The sequence below is a fragment of the Enterovibrio sp. QJM3NY_24 genome (genome assembly GCF_057786035.1).
In genome coordinates this window covers 3,480,177-3,496,907 of the sequence record NZ_CM173519.1, presented here as the reverse complement: position 1 = coordinate 3,496,907, position 16,731 = coordinate 3,480,177, and the positions used below count along the sequence as shown (strand labels likewise).

Annotated in this window: 17 protein-coding genes; 14 read left to right on the top strand and 3 right to left on the bottom strand. The window is 49.1% G+C overall.

Annotated elements, in window-relative coordinates; translation table 11 throughout:
• Positions 1–50: 50 nt before the first annotated feature.
• The 5 genes from rpoH to glpD all read left to right on the top strand — a co-directional run bounded on the left by rpoH (position 51) and on the right by glpD (position 5,025).
• Positions 51–914, top strand: coding sequence for an RNA polymerase sigma factor RpoH (gene rpoH / locus AC3CIC_RS15745; RefSeq protein WP_016961849.1), 864 nt, complete (start codon positions 51–53; stop codon positions 912–914).
• Positions 915–1,238: 324 nt separating this feature from the next.
• Positions 1,239–1,571 (top strand): thiosulfate sulfurtransferase GlpE, encoded by a 333-nt coding sequence (gene glpE, locus AC3CIC_RS15740; protein WP_016961850.1) that lies wholly within the window; start codon positions 1,239–1,241, stop codon positions 1,569–1,571.
• Positions 1,572–1,592: 21 nt separating this feature from the next.
• On the top strand, positions 1,593–2,441 hold the full coding sequence (gene glpG, locus AC3CIC_RS15735) for a rhomboid family intramembrane serine protease GlpG (protein ID WP_017007028.1): 849 nt from the start codon (positions 1,593–1,595) through the stop codon (positions 2,439–2,441).
• Between the two features lie 108 nt (positions 2,442–2,549).
• Positions 2,550–3,311 carry a DeoR/GlpR family transcriptional regulator gene (locus AC3CIC_RS15730; protein WP_016961852.1) on the top strand — a complete coding sequence of 254 codons (762 nt, stop codon included), beginning with the start codon at positions 2,550–2,552 and terminating at the stop codon, positions 3,309–3,311.
• A 211-nt stretch (positions 3,312–3,522) separates the two neighbouring features.
• Entirely contained in the window at positions 3,523–5,025 is a 1,503-nt protein-coding gene (glpD, locus tag AC3CIC_RS15725; protein WP_488515022.1) for a glycerol-3-phosphate dehydrogenase, read from the top strand.
• Between the two features lie 114 nt (positions 5,026–5,139).
• On the opposite strand, the gene AC3CIC_RS15720 is transcribed toward glpD, so the two are convergent.
• A complete protein-coding gene (locus AC3CIC_RS15720) occupies positions 5,140–5,550 on the bottom strand; it encodes a flagellar basal body-associated protein FliL (protein WP_016961854.1) in 411 nt (136 codons plus the stop codon).
• Positions 5,551–5,707: 157 nt separating this feature from the next.
• Here AC3CIC_RS15720 and AC3CIC_RS15715 point away from each other — a divergent pair, with 157 nt between their 5' ends.
• Entirely contained in the window at positions 5,708–6,244 is a 537-nt protein-coding gene (locus AC3CIC_RS15715; RefSeq protein WP_016961855.1) for a chorismate--pyruvate lyase family protein, read from the top strand.
• Entirely contained in the window at positions 6,245–7,105 is an 861-nt protein-coding gene (ubiA, locus tag AC3CIC_RS15710; RefSeq protein WP_488515021.1) for a 4-hydroxybenzoate octaprenyltransferase, read from the top strand.
• Positions 7,106–7,215: 110 nt separating this feature from the next.
• Here the strand turns inward: ubiA and plsB are convergent, their stop codons facing one another.
• A complete protein-coding gene (gene plsB, locus AC3CIC_RS15705) occupies positions 7,216–9,648 on the bottom strand; it encodes a glycerol-3-phosphate 1-O-acyltransferase PlsB (RefSeq protein WP_488515020.1) in 2,433 nt (810 codons plus the stop codon).
• Between the two features lie 244 nt (positions 9,649–9,892).
• Here plsB and lexA point away from each other — a divergent pair, with 244 nt between their 5' ends.
• From lexA to AC3CIC_RS15680, 5 genes are all read left to right on the top strand, one after another.
• Positions 9,893–10,513: a transcriptional repressor LexA gene (gene lexA, locus AC3CIC_RS15700; protein WP_026023767.1), complete on the top strand. Its 621-nt coding sequence runs from the start codon at positions 9,893–9,895 to the stop codon at positions 10,511–10,513.
• Positions 10,514–10,946: 433 nt separating this feature from the next.
• Positions 10,947–12,095, top strand: coding sequence for a cytochrome c oxidase subunit II (coxB, locus tag AC3CIC_RS15695; RefSeq protein ID WP_017002643.1), 1,149 nt, complete (start codon positions 10,947–10,949; stop codon positions 12,093–12,095).
• Between the two features lie 12 nt (positions 12,096–12,107).
• Complete coding sequence (ctaD, locus tag AC3CIC_RS15690) at positions 12,108–13,697, top strand: cytochrome c oxidase subunit I (protein ID WP_016961859.1); 1,590 nt, start codon at positions 12,108–12,110, stop codon at positions 13,695–13,697.
• Between the two features lie 11 nt (positions 13,698–13,708).
• Positions 13,709–14,263 (top strand): cytochrome c oxidase assembly protein, encoded by a 555-nt coding sequence (locus AC3CIC_RS15685; protein ID WP_016961860.1) that lies wholly within the window; start codon positions 13,709–13,711, stop codon positions 14,261–14,263.
• A 16-nt stretch (positions 14,264–14,279) separates the two neighbouring features.
• On the top strand, positions 14,280–15,176 hold the full coding sequence (locus AC3CIC_RS15680) for a cytochrome c oxidase subunit 3 (RefSeq protein WP_488515019.1): 897 nt from the start codon (positions 14,280–14,282) through the stop codon (positions 15,174–15,176).
• A 57-nt stretch (positions 15,177–15,233) separates the two neighbouring features.
• Here the strand turns inward: AC3CIC_RS15680 and AC3CIC_RS15675 are convergent, their stop codons facing one another.
• Positions 15,234–15,440 (bottom strand): DUF2909 domain-containing protein, encoded by a 207-nt coding sequence (locus AC3CIC_RS15675; RefSeq protein WP_016961862.1) that lies wholly within the window; start codon positions 15,438–15,440, stop codon positions 15,234–15,236.
• A 43-nt stretch (positions 15,441–15,483) separates the two neighbouring features.
• Between AC3CIC_RS15675 and AC3CIC_RS15670 the strand changes: the two genes are divergently transcribed.
• Both AC3CIC_RS15670 and AC3CIC_RS15665 read left to right on the top strand, forming a co-directional pair.
• The gene (locus tag AC3CIC_RS15670) at positions 15,484–16,206 is read left to right on the top strand and encodes an SURF1 family protein (protein WP_488515018.1); all 723 of its coding nucleotides are present in this window, start codon (positions 15,484–15,486) and stop codon (positions 16,204–16,206) included.
• Positions 16,203–16,730, top strand: coding sequence for a hypothetical protein (locus AC3CIC_RS15665; RefSeq protein WP_488515017.1), 528 nt, complete (start codon positions 16,203–16,205; stop codon positions 16,728–16,730). Before AC3CIC_RS15670 ends, AC3CIC_RS15665 begins: the two co-directional genes overlap by 4 nt.
• The last annotated feature ends 1 nt before the right edge of the window (position 16,731 follow it).

Here is a 16,731-nt window from a genome sequence, read left to right as displayed (position 1 = left end):
ATTGGTCTTTTTAGGCCATTATTGTTCGATAAATTCGAAAAGAGGTGAAAATGACAGCAGCGATGTATGCACTAGCCCCAATCTCAAGAGATAGCTTGGACAGCTATCTACGTCAGGTAAACAGCCATCCAATGCTGTCTGCTGACGAAGAGCGTGAGCTTGCAGAACGTCTGCACTACGACGAAGACTTGGACGCAGCGAAAAGCCTGATCCTGTCTCATCTAAGATTTGTTGTTCATATTGCCCGTGGTTATTCCGGTTACGGACTTCCCGTGTCTGATCTGGTACAGGAAGGTAACATTGGTCTGATGAAAGCGGTGAAACGCTTTAACCCTGAAGTGGGTGTGAGACTGGTTTCTTTTGCCGTGCATTGGATTAAAGCTGAAATTCACGAATACGTCCTGCGTAACTGGCGTATTGTGAAAGTGGCGACCACCAAGGCGCAACGTAAATTGTTCTTCAACTTGCGTAAGTCGAAAAAGCGTCTGGGATGGTTTAACGCCGAAGAAGTTAACTTGGTTGCAGAGCAACTTGGCGTTGATGCTTCAGAAGTGCGTGAGATGGAATCTCGTCTTGCCGCACAAGATGCAGGTTTTGATGGCGGTGCAGATGATGATGAGCGCGAAGGCCCTGTGGCCCCGGTTTTCTTCTTAGAAGACAAAAGCTCAGACGTTGCCACCAATATTGAGGCTCAGAATTGGGAAGACCACGCCAACCGTCGACTCGCAACAGCGATGTCAGGGCTGGATGAGCGAAGCCAGCACATTATTCGTTCGCGTTGGTTGGACGATGACAACAAAACGACATTGCAGGAATTGGCCGATCACTATCAGGTTTCTGCTGAGCGCATTCGACAGCTTGAAAAGAATGCGATGCGTAAGTTGAAAGAGGCCGTGGGCGAAGACGCATTGTGATCGTCAACCCTCGAAGATCGTAAAAAGCCGGCTGATTGCCGGTTTTTTTGTGCCTCAAAAACCCATATCCCGTTTGGTCTCAGATAACTTGTCCACAGCTTTATTACGATCAACACTACATGTAGTGGATCCTTTCTCTAGATCCTACTTTATCAACGCAATCCACAGTCTTTTCCACAGGTGGCTAAAAAGCGTACAAAGTCCTTTATTTCTCCGTGGCAAGGATTGGCTAAAACTCGGGTACAATGGTGTTTTACTTGTTGTTTCTGACTATTTCATTGAAACGACAACACCTTAAATGAAGTCACGGGAGTGGAATAACCCATGGAACAATTTGCGCATATCTCGGTATTAGATGCTTGGCAGTTGCTGCAGGACAACGATCAGAAAGCGGTGATCGTCGATATTCGGGATCCTCAGTCATTTTCGTTATCTCATCCACAGGGCGCATTTCACCTAACCAATGACACCATGGTGCAATTCACTCAGACCGTCGATGATGAACAGCCTGTATTGGTAATGTGCTATCACGGCGTGAGCAGTCAAGGCGCAGCACAATATTTGATTAACCAAGGCTTTGAGCAGGTGTACAGTGTAGATGGTGGTTTTGAAGCTTGGCATCGACAGTCGTTGCCAGTGGCAGGTAATAACGATTAGAAGAACGATTAAGAGGTATTAATGATAAGGCTGATTGCAATTTCTAACCCTCGTGCTGGACAGGCATTTATCGATTACATGGCGTCGAGACACATCGATGTACAGATGATGCCGGAAGGGGAAGGGCAATTTGCCTTGTGGTTAGCCGATAGCCAACATCAGGCCGAAGCAGAAGCTGAGTTACAGGCGTTTCTGCACGACCCGACAGGTCGTAAGTATCAATCCGCCTCATGGGATATGGCCGAAAGCCGCACTGCACATTTTACTTATCCGCGTCAGAAGATACTCACCGCGATCAAACAAAACGCTGGGCCGTTTACCCTCTTTATCATGGTGGTGTGCATTATCGCCTATGCAGGGTTAACGCTTGGCTTTGGTAATGAAGTTTTCTCCTTGCTGCATTTTCCCGCCACGGACGATCAGCAATGGCAACTTTGGCGTTTGTTTACCCACGCGCTATTGCACTTCTCTGCCACACACATTGTGTTTAACTTACTGTGGTGGTGGGTGCTGGGTGGGAAGATAGAAAAGATAAGCGGCAGTGCCAAATTGGTTCAGCTTTTCCTGCTCACCGCGCTGTTTTCTGGTTTGGGGCAATACGTGTTTGATGGCCCTGCGTTTGGTGGCATGTCGGGCGTGGTGTATGCCTTGCTGGGATATTTGTGGCTTATGGGCACATTGGCGCCTTCTCGTGGGCTGTCGATAGAGCCAAGCTATGTCGGCTTTATGCTGTTGTGGTTGGTGGTGGGCTTCTTTGAACCCTTTGGTATGGCTATCGCCAATATGGCTCACCTGTTTGGCTTGGTGTCAGGCTGTGCGATTGCCGTGTTTGATGCCAAATTCTCCCGAGCAGCGAGAAACCCTTCTTAAGTGAGATGCTTAGTGTGATGCGCGCTCACCCTTAAGCTTGCCCACATTGGCAATAAGGGTGTAGCCACGTAAACTGAGCCCAGACTTCGTGTTTACGCAGAGGACACCGTGAAACAGACGCTACGACATCAGGAAATTCTCGATTTAGTTCGAAGCAAAGGCTACGTCAGCACCGATGATTTGGTCGCATTTTTCGACGTCAGCCCTCAGACGATTCGTCGTGATCTCAATGAACTGGCTGCGGAAAACAAAATCCGACGCCAACACGGTGGCGCGACGATTCCATCTAGCTCTGTCAATACGGCTTATGATGCGCGTAAAGTGATGCAGCAAGACACCAAGAATAAGTTGGCACAAGCGCTTGTGGCGCATATTCCAGATGGCGCAACGTTGTTTCTTGATATTGGAACGACCCCCGAAGCTGTCGCGCGAGCGTTGCTCAATCATCAAGATTTACGCATTGTGACCAATAATCTCAATGCCGCCAGTATCCTGATGGTGAAGGAAGATTTTCAAATCATCATGGCTGGTGGGGAAGTACGCAACCGTGATGGTGGCATCATGGGTGAAGCGACATTGGATTTTGTTTCTCAGTTCCGACTCGATTTTGGCATATTGGGGATCAGTGGAATTGATCTCGATGGTGGCCTGCTGGATTTCGATTATCACGAAGTACGGGTCAAACAAGCCATTATGCAAAACAGTCGCTCTGTGATGTTGGCAGTCGACCACACTAAGTTCGGGCGTAATGCCATGGTTAACGTGGGCGATATTACCCAAATCGACATGCTGTTCACTAACGCACCTTTGCCTGAAAATGTTTCTTCGCGCCTACAAGGCACTGAAACATTGATAGAAATTATTCTTTAATCCCCTTTTGTCATGTCCGCGCCGCCATCTGGCGGCGTTTTTGTATCCATCTTTTGTTGAATTTTTCGCCTCATTGTCACTGGACAAGGCGATTATTTGCACTAAAATGCTCGTAAACGAAAGTTAAATGCTCGAATGAGCGCTTTGGGCCCCAGGGTGATCAGCGCGCGTGGGCAAAAGGGACAATGCAGAGGACAAAATGAGCACAGAAATGTTGGATATACTTGTCGTCGGTGGCGGGATTAATGGTGCAGGGATCGCGGCGGATGCTGCAGGTCGAGGGTTAAAAGTCGGGCTGTTTGAAGCCGATGACTTTGCATCAGCAACATCGTCAGCCAGTTCGAAATTGATCCACGGTGGTCTTCGATATCTTGAGCATTATGAATTTCGTTTGGTGAGTGAAGCACTCGCCGAGCGTGAAGTGCTGCTACGAAAGGTCCCGTTCCTTGCTTGGCCAATGCGTTTTCGTTTACCTCATCGTCCCCATCTTCGCCCTGCATGGATGATCCGTGCTGGCCTCTTTCTCTATGATCACCTCGGTAAACGCACCAGCCTTCCAGCCAGCACTGGCATAAAGTTTGGCGTGGATTCGGTGCTCAAACCTGAAATTACCCAAGGTTTTGAATACTCAGATTGCTGGGTCGATGACGCGCGTTTGGTGGTGTTAAACATCATGGATGCGGCGGAACATGGCGCGGAAGTACGTAATCGCTGCAAAGTAACTAAAGCGACACGATTAGCGGATCATTGGGAAGTTGAGATTGTTGACCAGCTAACCCAAGTGCGATTTGTTCGCCATTGTAAAGTGCTGGTGAATGCGGCAGGCCCTTGGGTAAAACAGTTTTATGATGACAGCACTACGCTGACGTCCCCGCGCGGTATTCGGCTTATTAAAGGCAGTCATATCGTCGTGCCGAAAGTGCACAATGAGTCGGCTGCGTATATCTTGCAAAATGAAGATGGCCGCATTGTGTTTGTGTTGCCCTACCTTGATCGCTTCTCTTTGATTGGTACGACTGACGTTGAGCATCACGACGACCCACGTAAAGCGTCAATTGATGACAATGAAATCGCGTATTTGTTGAAGGTTTTCAATCAGCATTTCTTGAAGAGTTTAACCCCCGAAGACGTAGTGTGGACATACAGTGGTGTGCGTCCGCTTTGTGATGATGAATCTGACTCCCCGCAAGCGGTTACTCGAGATTACACGTTAGAGCTTGATGGAAACGGCGGCAATGCGCCGATTTTGTCTGTGTTTGGCGGGAAACTCACGACCTATCGCAAACTGGCGCAAGCTGCGGTGAACAAGCTTGAGCCTTTCTTTACCGAGATGGGAAAACCTTGGACAGCAGACAGCGTGCTGCCGGGCGGTGAAGACATTGGTTCTTTCAGTGATGTAGAAGCAGAGCTAACACGTCGCTTTAGTTGGATGGATGCGATGACAGCGAACCGTTTGGCGACGACCTACGGTTCTCGCGTGTGGGTTTGGTTTGACGGTGTCGAGCAGGCGTCCGATTTGGGGCAAAGCTTCGGCTGTGGTCTAACGCAAAAAGAAGTCGATTACTTGATGGCTGCAGAATATGTGCAGACGGTGGACGATCTACTTTGGCGTCGCACCAAGCTGGGCTTGTATCTAACAGAGCAAGAACAAAGTCAGGTGGGTGACTACGTGGCTCAATGTGGCGTGATAGTTAATGATGCAGCCAGTGCATAATGACGCCTAGATTAGAACCAAGCGAGATCGATGCTAAGACCCCGTGTATTGATTAAACGCCAATATTTCAAACAACAAAGGCGCACCTCGGTGCGCCTTTGTTGTTCATTGGGCTTACTGATAAAGATACTTGGTGAACAATAGATCAGACAGCACTTTTTGATTGGTTTCTGCCAACAGCATTTCGTTGACCTTTTCCAAGCATGCTTTACGGATAGATTCCCGACCAGAAAGGGACTTGATGCGCACTTCATTTTCCTGACTGAGTACTTCAATAATCGCATCACGTATTAGCGGCTGGTGGTATTCCAACATTTGGATCAGCGATGGGTCATCAACCATCAGATCGATACGCACATTGATAAAACCGAGCTTACGACCGTCAGTAATGAAGTTGGTTGTGATTTCAGGCTCCAGCGTAAAATAGCTAAATTTCGCGGCTTCCTCTTCCGCATTTGCAATGGATGGAACAGAGAGCAACAGTGTCAATAATAAGGTAAAAATGGCGGTAATATTATTTTTCATGGTTTATGCCAAACCCCAGATTTAATGAATCTCTTATGGTAGTTTAGCTGCGCATGCGTGAGCACAGCTGTGTACAATAGCGCACTATTAATACTAAACATTAATGGCAGATTCGGCGAAAGTTTTGTTGCTTTTTTGCTCTTCGGCTCAGGATAAGATGTCAGATTTCAAACGATTACACGTGAAAGCCCTTGTGGAGGCGAATTGGGAGGCCCCAGACTGGCAACCGCTGGAAAAAACAAAGGAAGGTGAGTGGCTGCTTGAGCGTCATTCGATGACCGAACGCTTGAAAGCATGTTGCCGTACACTGACCGTCGAGGTGCTCGGCCTACACGACGTGGAAAAAGGCGTGTTATCGGATTCCGAGCGTGATTTGTTGGGTGATCAGGCGTGCTTGGTACGTGAAGTGGTTCTCTCCGGCGATGATGTGCCTTGGCTTTGCGCTCGCACACTCGTGCCTATGTCGACACTGACAGAACAAGAGCAAGATATCGCGGAGCTTGGTGCAGTGCCTCTTGGGCAGCGTGTCTTTAATCAAGCCAACGCGCGACGTGATGCGATTGAAGTCGCGCACCTCATGTTTGATGGGCAGGTGCTATTGGCGCGACGCTCACGATTGTGGGTGAACGATAAGCCGATGTTGGTCTCTGAACTGTTTTTACCTCATGCACCCATTTATCAGGAGGAAGGCTAAATGGATGTGGCCAAAGCGAGAGCCTTTTGGCAATTGACCCGTATGGACCGGCCAATCGGCAGTCTTTTGCTGTTGTGGCCAACCCTGTGGGCGCTGTTTCTTGCGGCTGACGGAATGCCAAACATACACGTACTGGTGGTGTTTGTACTGGGCGTCATCATGATGCGCGCTGCTGGGTGTGTGATTAATGATTTTGCTGACCGCAACTTTGACGGACACGTCAAACGTACGCAGCAACGCCCCCTGCCTTCTGGAAAAATCTCAGCGAAAGAAGCATTGGCTTTGTTTGGTTTGCTGGTACTTGGGGCGTTTATGCTAGTGCTGACGCTTGACCCGCTCACGATCAAGCTTTCAGTGGTGGCCTTAGCGCTGGCGTTTATCTATCCCTTTATGAAGCGTTTCACGCATATGCCGCAACTGGTGCTGGGAATGGCATTTAGTTGGGCAATCCCGATGGCGTATGCGGCTCAAGCTGGCGAACTGCCGCCTGTGGCTTGGATGCTGTTCCTTGCCAATGTGGCTTGGACCGTGGCTTATGACACGCTTTATGCCATGGTTGATCGAGATGACGACGTCAAAATTGGCATTAAGTCTTCTGCGATTTTGTTTGGTAAATACGACAAGGCTGCAGTGGGCGTGCTGCAATTGGTGACACTCTTGCTGCTGGTGCTTGTGGGGTATTTGTCTCAATTGGCGGCGGTTTATTATTGGTTCTTATTGGCGGCTTCTGCGTTGTTTGTGTATCAGCAGTGGCTGGCAAAAAGTCGTGAAAGGGACGCCTGCTTCAAAGCGTTTTTGAATAATAACTATGTCGGTATGCTGGTGTTTATGGGTGTCACCTTGGCTGTCATGGTCTGGTGATACACAAAGTGAGATGTTTTAGTCGTAAAGACCATGAAACATGAAGATAAAAGAATGAAAAAGAAAAGCCCTCGCCGAAAGCGAGGGCTTTTTGTTGGTGCTATGTATTTCTATTCATCGGTTGGCTGATTCAGGATGGCCTGAATAGTCAGTTGCACTTCCGGTGATATCAAGCCCAACACGCACTCTTGCAGCGTTTCAATGTGCTCTGCTTTCGCGTGGTCATCATCATTGAGGTAGCCCTCTTCACGAAGAGATGCTACCAATGTGCTGAACACACCTTTGTCGAAGAACTCTGGTGCGTTGATACCGTGAAGACGACTCAAGCGCTGTGCCATCATCTGGCTTTGTTGCTCCAGATCTGGCTTTGAAACATTTGGCTCATGACAGAACAACGTAATGGTGATGGCATAGCGCTGTAAGGTTTCCGCAATGGTGCGACCCAGCAGTTGTAACTGATTCAACTTGCCAGGGTTGCGATGCAGCATGTCGCCGTCGGTGCTAATCAGCGATTGACGCTCTAGCTCAACAATCACCGCATCCACATAACTTGCCAGCGCTTTTTCATCAAAGCTCATGAACAGCTCTGCTTTCAACAGCGGGTACAACTGACGAACCGTATCAATCAAGGTTTCGCGATTAACGCTGGTCTTAAAGACCAGCATCTGAGCAATCAATGATGGGATCGCAAACAAATGGATAATGTTGTTGCGATAGTAGGTCATGAAAATGGCCTGCTGGCGATCAAGCGAAATCACGTCACCCAGCGAGTCTTTTTCCACCACGAACTTGTTCAGCGTTAGCGCATGTTCAACCAGCTCCTGTGCAGAGTCTTCCGGCACTGTACTGGTTGATGAATACGGCACTTGTCGTAGCAACTCAAGATAGATGTTTAGCTGCTCTTCCAACGCTTCGCGGCTCAAGGCGCGTTGGCGTGAAGCCAGCAAAGCCGTAGCACAAAGCGTCAAAGCATTTGCTGCTGCTGCGTCGTTGATTTGCGTCATCATGCGCTCAGCAAGCTCATTCACCACGGGATTTAGCCATGTTGGACGCTGCGGCTCAATTGGGTCGATATCTTGATGCCAATTCGGCGCTTTCTCATTGAGGAAGTGATTGACCTGAATCGGCTCACCAAAGTTCACATAGCCTTTTCCGTAGTTGCGTAGCTTGCGCAGAATACCCAGCACTTGGCCAAAGTTTTCGCTTTCTTTGCGCTTGCCTTGCAACTCCTTGGCGTAGGTGCTGACTTCCATAACATGCTCATAGCCGATGTACACAGGCACTAAGGTGACCGGGCGTTTAAGGCCACGCAGCATGGCTTGAATCGTCATGGCGAGCATGCCGGTTTTGGCTGGAAGCAGACGACCGGTTCGTGAGCGACCCCCTTCAGAGAAGTACTCCACCGAATAGCCTTTGGCAAAAAGCTCGGCCAGATATTCACGGAAAACCGTGGAATACAGGCGATTACCTTTGAAGGTCCGACGTAAGAAAAACGCGCCGCCACGACGGAAAATAGGCCCTGCTGGGAAGAAGTTAAGGTTAACGCCCGCTGCAATGTGCGGTGGTACCAAGCCTTCTTTATATAAGGTGTAAGACAGCAGCACATAATCCATGTGCGAGCGATGGCAAGGCACGTAAACAATCTCGTGACCATCTTGTGCCAGTTGGCGAACTCGCTCAGCATTATTGATATTAATGCCTTGATACAGCTTATTCCAAAGCCACGTCAGCAGGCGATCCGCGTAACGGATTAGGCTTGGTGAGAAGTCAGCGGAAATTTCTTCCATCATGTCGATGGCTTCTTTGCGCACTTTCTCGATGGGCACGTCTCGGCTTTCGGCTTCGTCTTGGACGACCTTGTCGATTGCCTTTGAGGCGAGCAAGCGCTTAAACAACGCTTGGCGGTTAGGCAAGTTTGGCCCTGATGCGGCCATCTTCTGACGAGAGAAGTGGATTTTTGCTACGCGCGCAAGCTTATTCGCAATAGTGGTGTCGGTGCCGTGCTTGTCCGCCATAAAGCGTAACGAGACGGGGCTGCTTAACCGCACCATACTATCTCGACCTAGGGTCAAAATGGTGTAGAACTTTTGCAGGCTGTTCATCGCTTTTAGCGAAGCGGCCACAGGGCGGGATTCATTGCCCGGATTGCGGTCCCATACGACTGACGCTGGAATGAGCTGAATATCGAGCTCAGAATCGCGTTTATGCAGCTCGAGAAGCTCTGTAAACAAGGCGATGGACTCTTCCGGCACTGGATCGCCGTGACTGAACAAACGCTTACCTTCTGATACGAAGACATAGCGTTGCAGACTCTTTCCGCCAAGTTCTAGCGGTTCAAGCGGGTCGGGTAATCCCAGTTGCAGGCAGATACTGCGCAGCGTGAGCAGATCGGTATGAGATCGAAACGGCAGAACATAAACCATTGGGCGCGTGAGATCGAAGCCCAACTGGTTAATAGGGTCTGACGGAATACTGATCGTTTTGACCAGTACCGATAAAGGTAAATTCAATAGCTTGTGATAAAACGATTGGCAAGCAGACATCTGATCGCGGCCTCTAGTGTTTTGTGCGTGGCAAGTCTAGCAGAAAACATCTACGAACTTGCAGCGAAATGACAGTATTACGCGTGCTTATGTCAGCCATGAGTCAATGTGGGGAATTCAAAATTAAACAAGAAAGTGTGATCTCGAATGGGTGGGTTGGCTCTGTTGGTGCGAAATGCGCCTTTTCAACTGGTTAAACACTGGATATACTCACAGTTAACTGTATAAAAAGACAGGTCTGATTATGAAGCCGTTAACCGCAAGACAGCAGCAAGTCTTTGATCTTATCAGAGCAAAAATCGACGATACGGGCATGCCACCAACCCGTGCCGAGATCGCGAAGGATTTGGGTTTCCGCTCAGCCAATGCCGCGGAAGAACATTTGAAAGCGCTGGCGCGAAAAGGCGTGCTTGAAATCGTACCTGGCGCGTCGCGTGGTATCCGTATTTTGGTTGAAACGGAATCTGCCAATGATGATGGACTACCTTTGATTGGCCGAGTGGCTGCCGGTGAACCTATTCTGGCGCAAGAGCATGTGGAAATGCATTACAAAGTCGATCCTGGCCTATTTAAACCAAGCGCAGATTTCCTGCTTCGGGTTAATGGCATGAGCATGAAAGACATCGGTATTATGGATGGTGACTTATTGGCCGTTCATAAAACTCAGGATGTTCGCAATGGTCAAGTTGTGGTGGCTCGCGTTGAAGACGATGTCACGGTCAAGCGTCTTGAGCGCAAAGGCACACAAGTTTGGCTTCATGCTGAAAACGAAGAATTTTCGCCAATCGTGGTGGATTTAACACAGCAGAACTTAACCATCGAAGGCATTGCCGTTGGTGTGATCCGCAATAGCGACTGGATGTAATTTCCCGCGAAACATGCAGATAAATGATAAAAATAGGCAGTTAGAGACGAAAGTGCTCTAACTGCCTTTCTTTTTTGTTTTTTTGCGTGCCACAAGCCGATGAAACAAGCCCTCATCAACCTATCTAATTCAGAATACGGGCACTGTATTGCTCTTTGTGTTCACCGATAAAGCCCTTACTAAATAAGGGATTCCTTACCCTCTATTCCACCTCTCTCTCAGATAATAAGCACACAAAGATTACCGATGAAACACGTGTCTTTATCTCGTAATTTCGTGGCTGGCATCAAGTTTCAGCGCATAAAACTGCACTTTTTTTGTCCTTTTCTTATTCATTGCCTAGGTTTAATTGTAAATAAAGTGTTAATCGATGTTTCTATTTGCTGCGCTCATTGACTCACTGTAATGCGTAGTGATTTCTAGGAGGGATCCGGTGACGACTCGCCAATTTCTATCCACGCTCGCGCTTTTCCCGTCATTTGCTGCCTTGGCATCAGATGAATCGTCCTCGTTTAACCTGACTAAAGGGGTAACGAATATTAGTGGGCAGGTCTATGACTTGCACATGACGATTCTCTATATCTGTGTCGCCATTGGCGTTGTGGTGTTCGGTGCCATGTTTTGGTCTATCGTGCACCATCGCAAATCGAAAGGCGCCGTGCCGGCAAATTTCCATGAGAGCACCAAGGTTGAAATTCTATGGACCTTAGTGCCTTTTCTTATCTTGATTGGCATGGCGGTTCCTGCCACGCGAGTGCTACTGGCAATGGAAGATCCGTCTGATTCAGACATCACCATTCAGGTCACAGGCTCGCAGTGGAAATGGCACTATCGCTATTTCGATCATGACGTGTCGTTCTTTTCTCTTCTTGCTTCATCACCTGCGCAAATTAATGGTGAGCTGGCGAAGCGAGAGAATTACCTGCTGGAAGTTGATCGCCCCTTGGTGGTACCTATCGGCAAGAAGGTACGTTTTCTTATCACCTCTGAAGATGTTATCCACTCTTGGTGGGTGCCGGCTTTTGCGGTGAAGAAAGACGCCAACCCCGGCTTTATCAACGAAGCTTGGACTAAAATTGATAAGCCTGGCATTTATCGTGGCCAATGTGCCGAGTTGTGTGGCAAGGACCATGGCTTTATGCCCATCGTGGTCATTGCGAAACCCGTCGATGAATTCAACGTTTGGGTTCAGGAAACCGCTGCTGCACAAGCGAAGGTTCGCGAGGAAGAACAAAAACTGTTGTCGATGAACATGGACATGGAAGAACTAATGACGGTCGGCGAGGATATATACAACTCTCGCTGCGCGGCTTGTCACATGGCCAATGGCCTTGGTATTCCTGGTGTGTTCCCTGCATTGGCACAGTCTGAGGTTGCCACGAAGTCGGAAAGGCTTGTTGATCACTTGAATGTTGTTATCCACGGTAAGTCGGGGACAGCAATGCAAGCATTTGGTGCGCAATTGGGGTTGAAAGAATTGGCTGCGGTGATTACCTACGAGCGAAATGCATGGGGTAATGACACGGGGGATGCGATTCAAGCCTCCCAGATTAATGCAGTGCTTAACGGCGATGATCTTTAAGGAGAAACGGTAATGACGGATATGACGCCCGATCACGTCGGTCATGACGACGACCATGATCATAAACCTCGCGGGATGATGCGTTGGTTGCTGACGACCAATCACAAAGATATCGGCTCCATGTATCTGATATTCAGCTTTACCATGTTCCTGCTGGGCGGTGCGATGGCGTTGGTGATCCGAGCTGAGCTATTCCAGCCTGGATTGCAGTTGGTAGAGCCGAACTTTTTTAACCAGATGACCACAATGCATGGTTTGATCATGGTGTTTGGCGCTGTCATGCCAGCCTTTACAGGGCTTGCTAACTGGATGGTACCACTGATGATTGGCGCGCCAGATATGGCGTTACCGCGCATGAATAACTGGAGTTTCTGGATCCTGCCCTTTGCGTTTCTGATGCTGATCATGTCTTTGTTCATGGAAGGTGGCGGGCCTAACTTTGGTTGGACCTTCTACGCACCACTTTCTACCACTTACGCGCCTGACAGTACGGCACTGTTCGTGTTTGCCATTCATATCATGGGTATCAGCTCCATCATGGGGGCGATTAACGTTATCGTTACCATTATGAACCTGCGTGCACCGGGCATGACATACATGAAAATGCCCTTGTTCGTTTGGACGTGGTTCATTACTGCGTTCTTGTTGATTGCTGTCATGCCCGTGTTGGCGGGGGCGGTCACCATGGTGCTCACTGACAAATACTTTGCAACGTCCTTCTTTGATGCTGCCGGTGGCGGTGATCCTGTGATGTTCCAGCATATTTTCTGGTTCTTCGGTCACCCAGAGGTATACATCATGATTTTGCCGAGCTTCGGTATTATTTCGGCCATTGTCCCTGCATTTTCGCGCAAGAAGCTCTTTGGTTATGCTTCGATGGTATACGCCACCGCTTCGATTGCGGGTCTCAGCTTTGTTGTATGGGCGCACCATATGTTTACCACAGGTATGCCGGTGTTTGCGGAGCTATTCTTCATGTACTGCACCATGCTGATCTCGGTGCCGACTGGGGTGAAAGTCTTTAACTGGGTTGCCACCATGTGGCGAGGCTCGTTGACCTTTGAAACGCCGATGCTGTTTGCGCTCGCCTTTATTGTGCTGTTTACGATTGGGGGCTTCTCAGGACTAATGCTGGCGATTACGCCTGCGGACTTCCAATACCACGATACCTACTTTGTGGTGGCGCACTTCCATTATGTACTGGTGACAGGGGCCATCTTCTCCATCATGGCGGCAGCGTATTACTGGCTGCCAAAATGGACGGGGCACATGTACAACAACACACTGGCGTCGTGGCATTTCTGGTGCTCGCTGATTTCAGTCAACATCCTGTTCTTCCCAATGCACTTCTTGGGTCTCGCGGGTATGCCTCGTCGTATTCCTGATTACGCGCTGCAGTTTGCTGATATCAATGCGATTGTGAGTGTGGGTGCGTTCTTATTTGGTTTCTCTCAGCTGATTTTCTTGGTGTTGGTCGTGAAATGTATTCGTGGCGGCGAGCCTGCGCCTGCGAAACCTTGGGAAGGTGCGGAAGGGCTAGAGTGGGAAATTCCATCTCCAGCGCCTTATCACACCTTCACCACGCCACCGAAAATTGATTAAAGGATCGAATCATGGGTGAACAAGAACACGACGGTGCACAACGTAAGTCAGATCGTTCAGCGTTAAAGCTGGCGGGGATGGCTGTGCTGATGTTCGGGTTTGCGTTTGCCCTTGTTCCTTTGTACGACGTGTTTTGTGACATCACGGGCATCAATGGCAAAACCTCTGATGTGGCGGCGCAAGAAAGCCAAGAGGTGGACTTGTCTCGTACCGTGACCGTCGAGTTTGTTGCTTATATTAATCCCGGTCTTGGCTGGGATTTTACGCCTGAGATGAAAGAGATAACAGTTCACCCGGGTGAGACACACACGATCGCTTATCGTGCAACAAACAACACGACAATGGATTCGGTTGGGCAAGCTGTTCCGTCGGTATCGCCGGGTTTAGCTGCTCAGTATTTGAATAAAATTGAATGTTTTTGCTTTAACCGTCAGCCATTGGAAGCGGGGAAAGATGCAGAGTTGCCATTGGTTTTCTACGTAGACCCAGCAATTCCGGACGACATCAACACCCTGACGTTGGCTTACACCTTGTTTAGCGCAAAAACTGAGCCTGTGACTCAATAACCTCAGTGAGGTCATCATGACAACAACGCACACAAAGTCCGACGCACAGCAGGACTACCAAAATTACTACGTACCTGCACAGAGCAAATGGCCAATTATTGGTGCTGTTGCGTTGTTTCTGATCGCGACAGGTTCGGGTTCAATGGTCGCAGGATTGTTTGGCGGCAATGGCCCTTGGATGTTGCTTGCGGGCGTCGGTGTGCTGTTTTTTATGCTGACAGGCTGGTTTCGCGATGTGATCCATGAGTCGATGGGGGGGGTGTATTCCCCTCAGATGGATCGGTCGTTTCGTCAGGGCATGAGCTGGTTTATTTTCTCAGAAGTCATGTTTTTCGCCGCCTTCTTTGGTGCGCTGTTCTACGTTCGCTTTATTGCTGTGCCTTGGCTTGGCGGCGCAAGTAACAACGCGATGACTGCCGAAGTGCTTTGGCCGGATTTCATTCCGGGTTGGCCGCTTGAAAAAACACCGGGTGGGACAGAAACCACCGCCATGGGCGCGTGGGGCTTACCACTGATCAACACCGTTATTCTGCTTACGTCTTCTGTGATGATCCATATCGCGCATGTTGCGATGGAAGAAGGCAACCGCAAGCGTGTGATTCAATTTCTTGGGCTCACGGTGCTATTGGGTTGGATTTTCTTGTTTCTTCAAGCCGAGGAATACATTCATGCTTATGAAGAGCTGAATCTGCGTCTGGATTCCGGTGTGTACGGCAATACCTTCTTTTTGTTGACCGGATTCCATGGCATGCATGTGTTCCTTGGTTCGGTCATCCTGTTTATTGTTTGGCTGCGTGTATTGAAAGGGCATATGTCGCCCGACCATCACTTCGCGTTTCAAGCGGGGGCTTGGTACTGGCACTTTGTTGACGTGGTTTGGCTGTGTCTGTTTGTGTTTGTTTATATCTTATAGATATCTAGGGGTTGGCGTGCCAACCCCTTTCTCGTCATTGCTAACTTAAATAGGGCATTAGTAAGGACGAGGGTTGGGTTCAATGAGACCGGTTGCGAGTGCAATCAGCAAGAGGACAAACACAATCACAGAGAAGAACACACGTTTTCCGAGATAGCGTGACATGCGGACATCAGTACGTCCCTTGATCATGATGGGGAGTGCTCGGAACAGGTTGAATATAATAAAGATTAACAGGCAGACGAGGATCGCTTTGAGCAACATATTGCCTCCATCTGGCCAAAAAGGTGACCAACAAGGTGAGTGGGTGTCTACATCTAACGTACGTCGCATGCGACGCTGGGGTTTCCTTGCTTTTACTTTGACCATGGTTGTGCTGCTGGTCAAGCTGGGGATGTGGCAAATGTCCCGTGCGGCCGAAAAAGAGACGTTATTGAGTCAACTGTCAGAGCGTCAACAGCAACTGGTTACTCAAGTGTCATCCATTCCCTCAGACGCCAAAGGATTTGCCGTCGCACTCAATGGTACATTCGATGTGAATCGCAGTGTATTGCTTGATAACCAAACCCATCAAGGGCAAGTGGGATATCGCTGGATGATGCCGTTTTATACCGACAACAATTGGCTGTTGGTTGAGCTTGGGTGGATTCCCGCTCCGCCAATGCGTGAAGATCTTCCTGAATTACCAGAGGTAACAGGGCAGCATCAGATCAAAGGCATTGTTGATTTACCGTCAAAACGCATGGTGCTAGGCAATGAAACAGCCGCCGTGAGTTGGCCATTGCGGGTTCAATCCGTAGACATGGCGATGATAGCCGAGGCGAGTGGATATACCGTATTGCCTTGGGTGATAAGAAGCGAGTCAATCATGGACGAAGCCGGTGAGACGATGAATTGGAACGCTCTGCCTGTATGGGAGCCTGTTGTTATGCAGCCTGAGAAACACTATGGCTATGCGATGCAATGGTTTGGTTTGGCATTCGTGGTGTCGATTGGTTTTGTGGTTTGGTGGAGGAAGGGACGCTTATGAATGGAAAGAAAGCGCTGATCATGGTGGTGTTTATATTCGCATTGCCAGTATTGACTGCCAAGCTGGTGTTGGAAATGGGGTGGTTCAACAAGGGCGTCACCAATAACGGCGAGTTGCTAACACAGGAAGTACGTGCCGACTGGCTTGGGCACGACGGGCAATGGCGCCTTGTTTATTCCTTGCCGCAAACGTGCTCGGAACAATGTGAGAGTGCGTTGTTTCAGTTAAAGCAAATTCCGGTGGCGGTGGGACCTGAACGTAAACGCGTAGCAAGTATTTTATTGGTCTCTGACGCGACAGCCGCGCAAGCGACTGAGAATGTCACCGAGCAGACCATTGACACTCAACAATATCAAACCATGGCATCACTGCCCTTTGCGGGTGAGGCGATTTACCTTGTCGATCCGCTGAACAATTTGATCATGGCTTACCCCATTCCCCAAGGAAAATCGGCTCAAATTACCCAAAGTAAAGGACTGCTGTCCGATCTGCGCAAACTGATGCGACTGTCGAAGGTGGGGTGAG

Coding starts and splice junctions, on each gene's coding strand:
- AC3CIC_RS15680 (WP_488515019.1), top strand. CDS start 14,280: ATGACAACAACGCACACAAAGTCCGACGCACAGCAGGACTACCAAAAT.
- AC3CIC_RS15675 (WP_016961862.1), bottom strand. CDS start 15,440: ATGTTGCTCAAAGCGATCCTCGTCTGCCTGTTAATCTTTATTATATTC.
- AC3CIC_RS15715 (WP_016961855.1), top strand. CDS start 5,708: ATGTCAGATTTCAAACGATTACACGTGAAAGCCCTTGTGGAGGCGAAT.
- plsB (WP_488515020.1), bottom strand. CDS start 9,648: ATGTCTGCTTGCCAATCGTTTTATCACAAGCTATTGAATTTACCTTTA.
- AC3CIC_RS15685 (WP_016961860.1), top strand. CDS start 13,709: ATGGGTGAACAAGAACACGACGGTGCACAACGTAAGTCAGATCGTTCA.
- glpD (WP_488515022.1), top strand. CDS start 3,523: ATGTTGGATATACTTGTCGTCGGTGGCGGGATTAATGGTGCAGGGATC.
- lexA (WP_026023767.1), top strand. CDS start 9,893: ATGAAGCCGTTAACCGCAAGACAGCAGCAAGTCTTTGATCTTATCAGA.
- glpE (WP_016961850.1), top strand. CDS start 1,239: ATGGAACAATTTGCGCATATCTCGGTATTAGATGCTTGGCAGTTGCTG.
- AC3CIC_RS15665 (WP_488515017.1), top strand. CDS start 16,203: ATGAATGGAAAGAAAGCGCTGATCATGGTGGTGTTTATATTCGCATTG.
- AC3CIC_RS15720 (WP_016961854.1), bottom strand. CDS start 5,550: ATGAAAAATAATATTACCGCCATTTTTACCTTATTATTGACACTGTTG.
- ctaD (WP_016961859.1), top strand. CDS start 12,108: ATGACGGATATGACGCCCGATCACGTCGGTCATGACGACGACCATGAT.
- glpG (WP_017007028.1), top strand. CDS start 1,593: ATGATAAGGCTGATTGCAATTTCTAACCCTCGTGCTGGACAGGCATTT.
- rpoH (WP_016961849.1), top strand. CDS start 51: ATGACAGCAGCGATGTATGCACTAGCCCCAATCTCAAGAGATAGCTTG.
- ubiA (WP_488515021.1), top strand. CDS start 6,245: ATGGATGTGGCCAAAGCGAGAGCCTTTTGGCAATTGACCCGTATGGAC.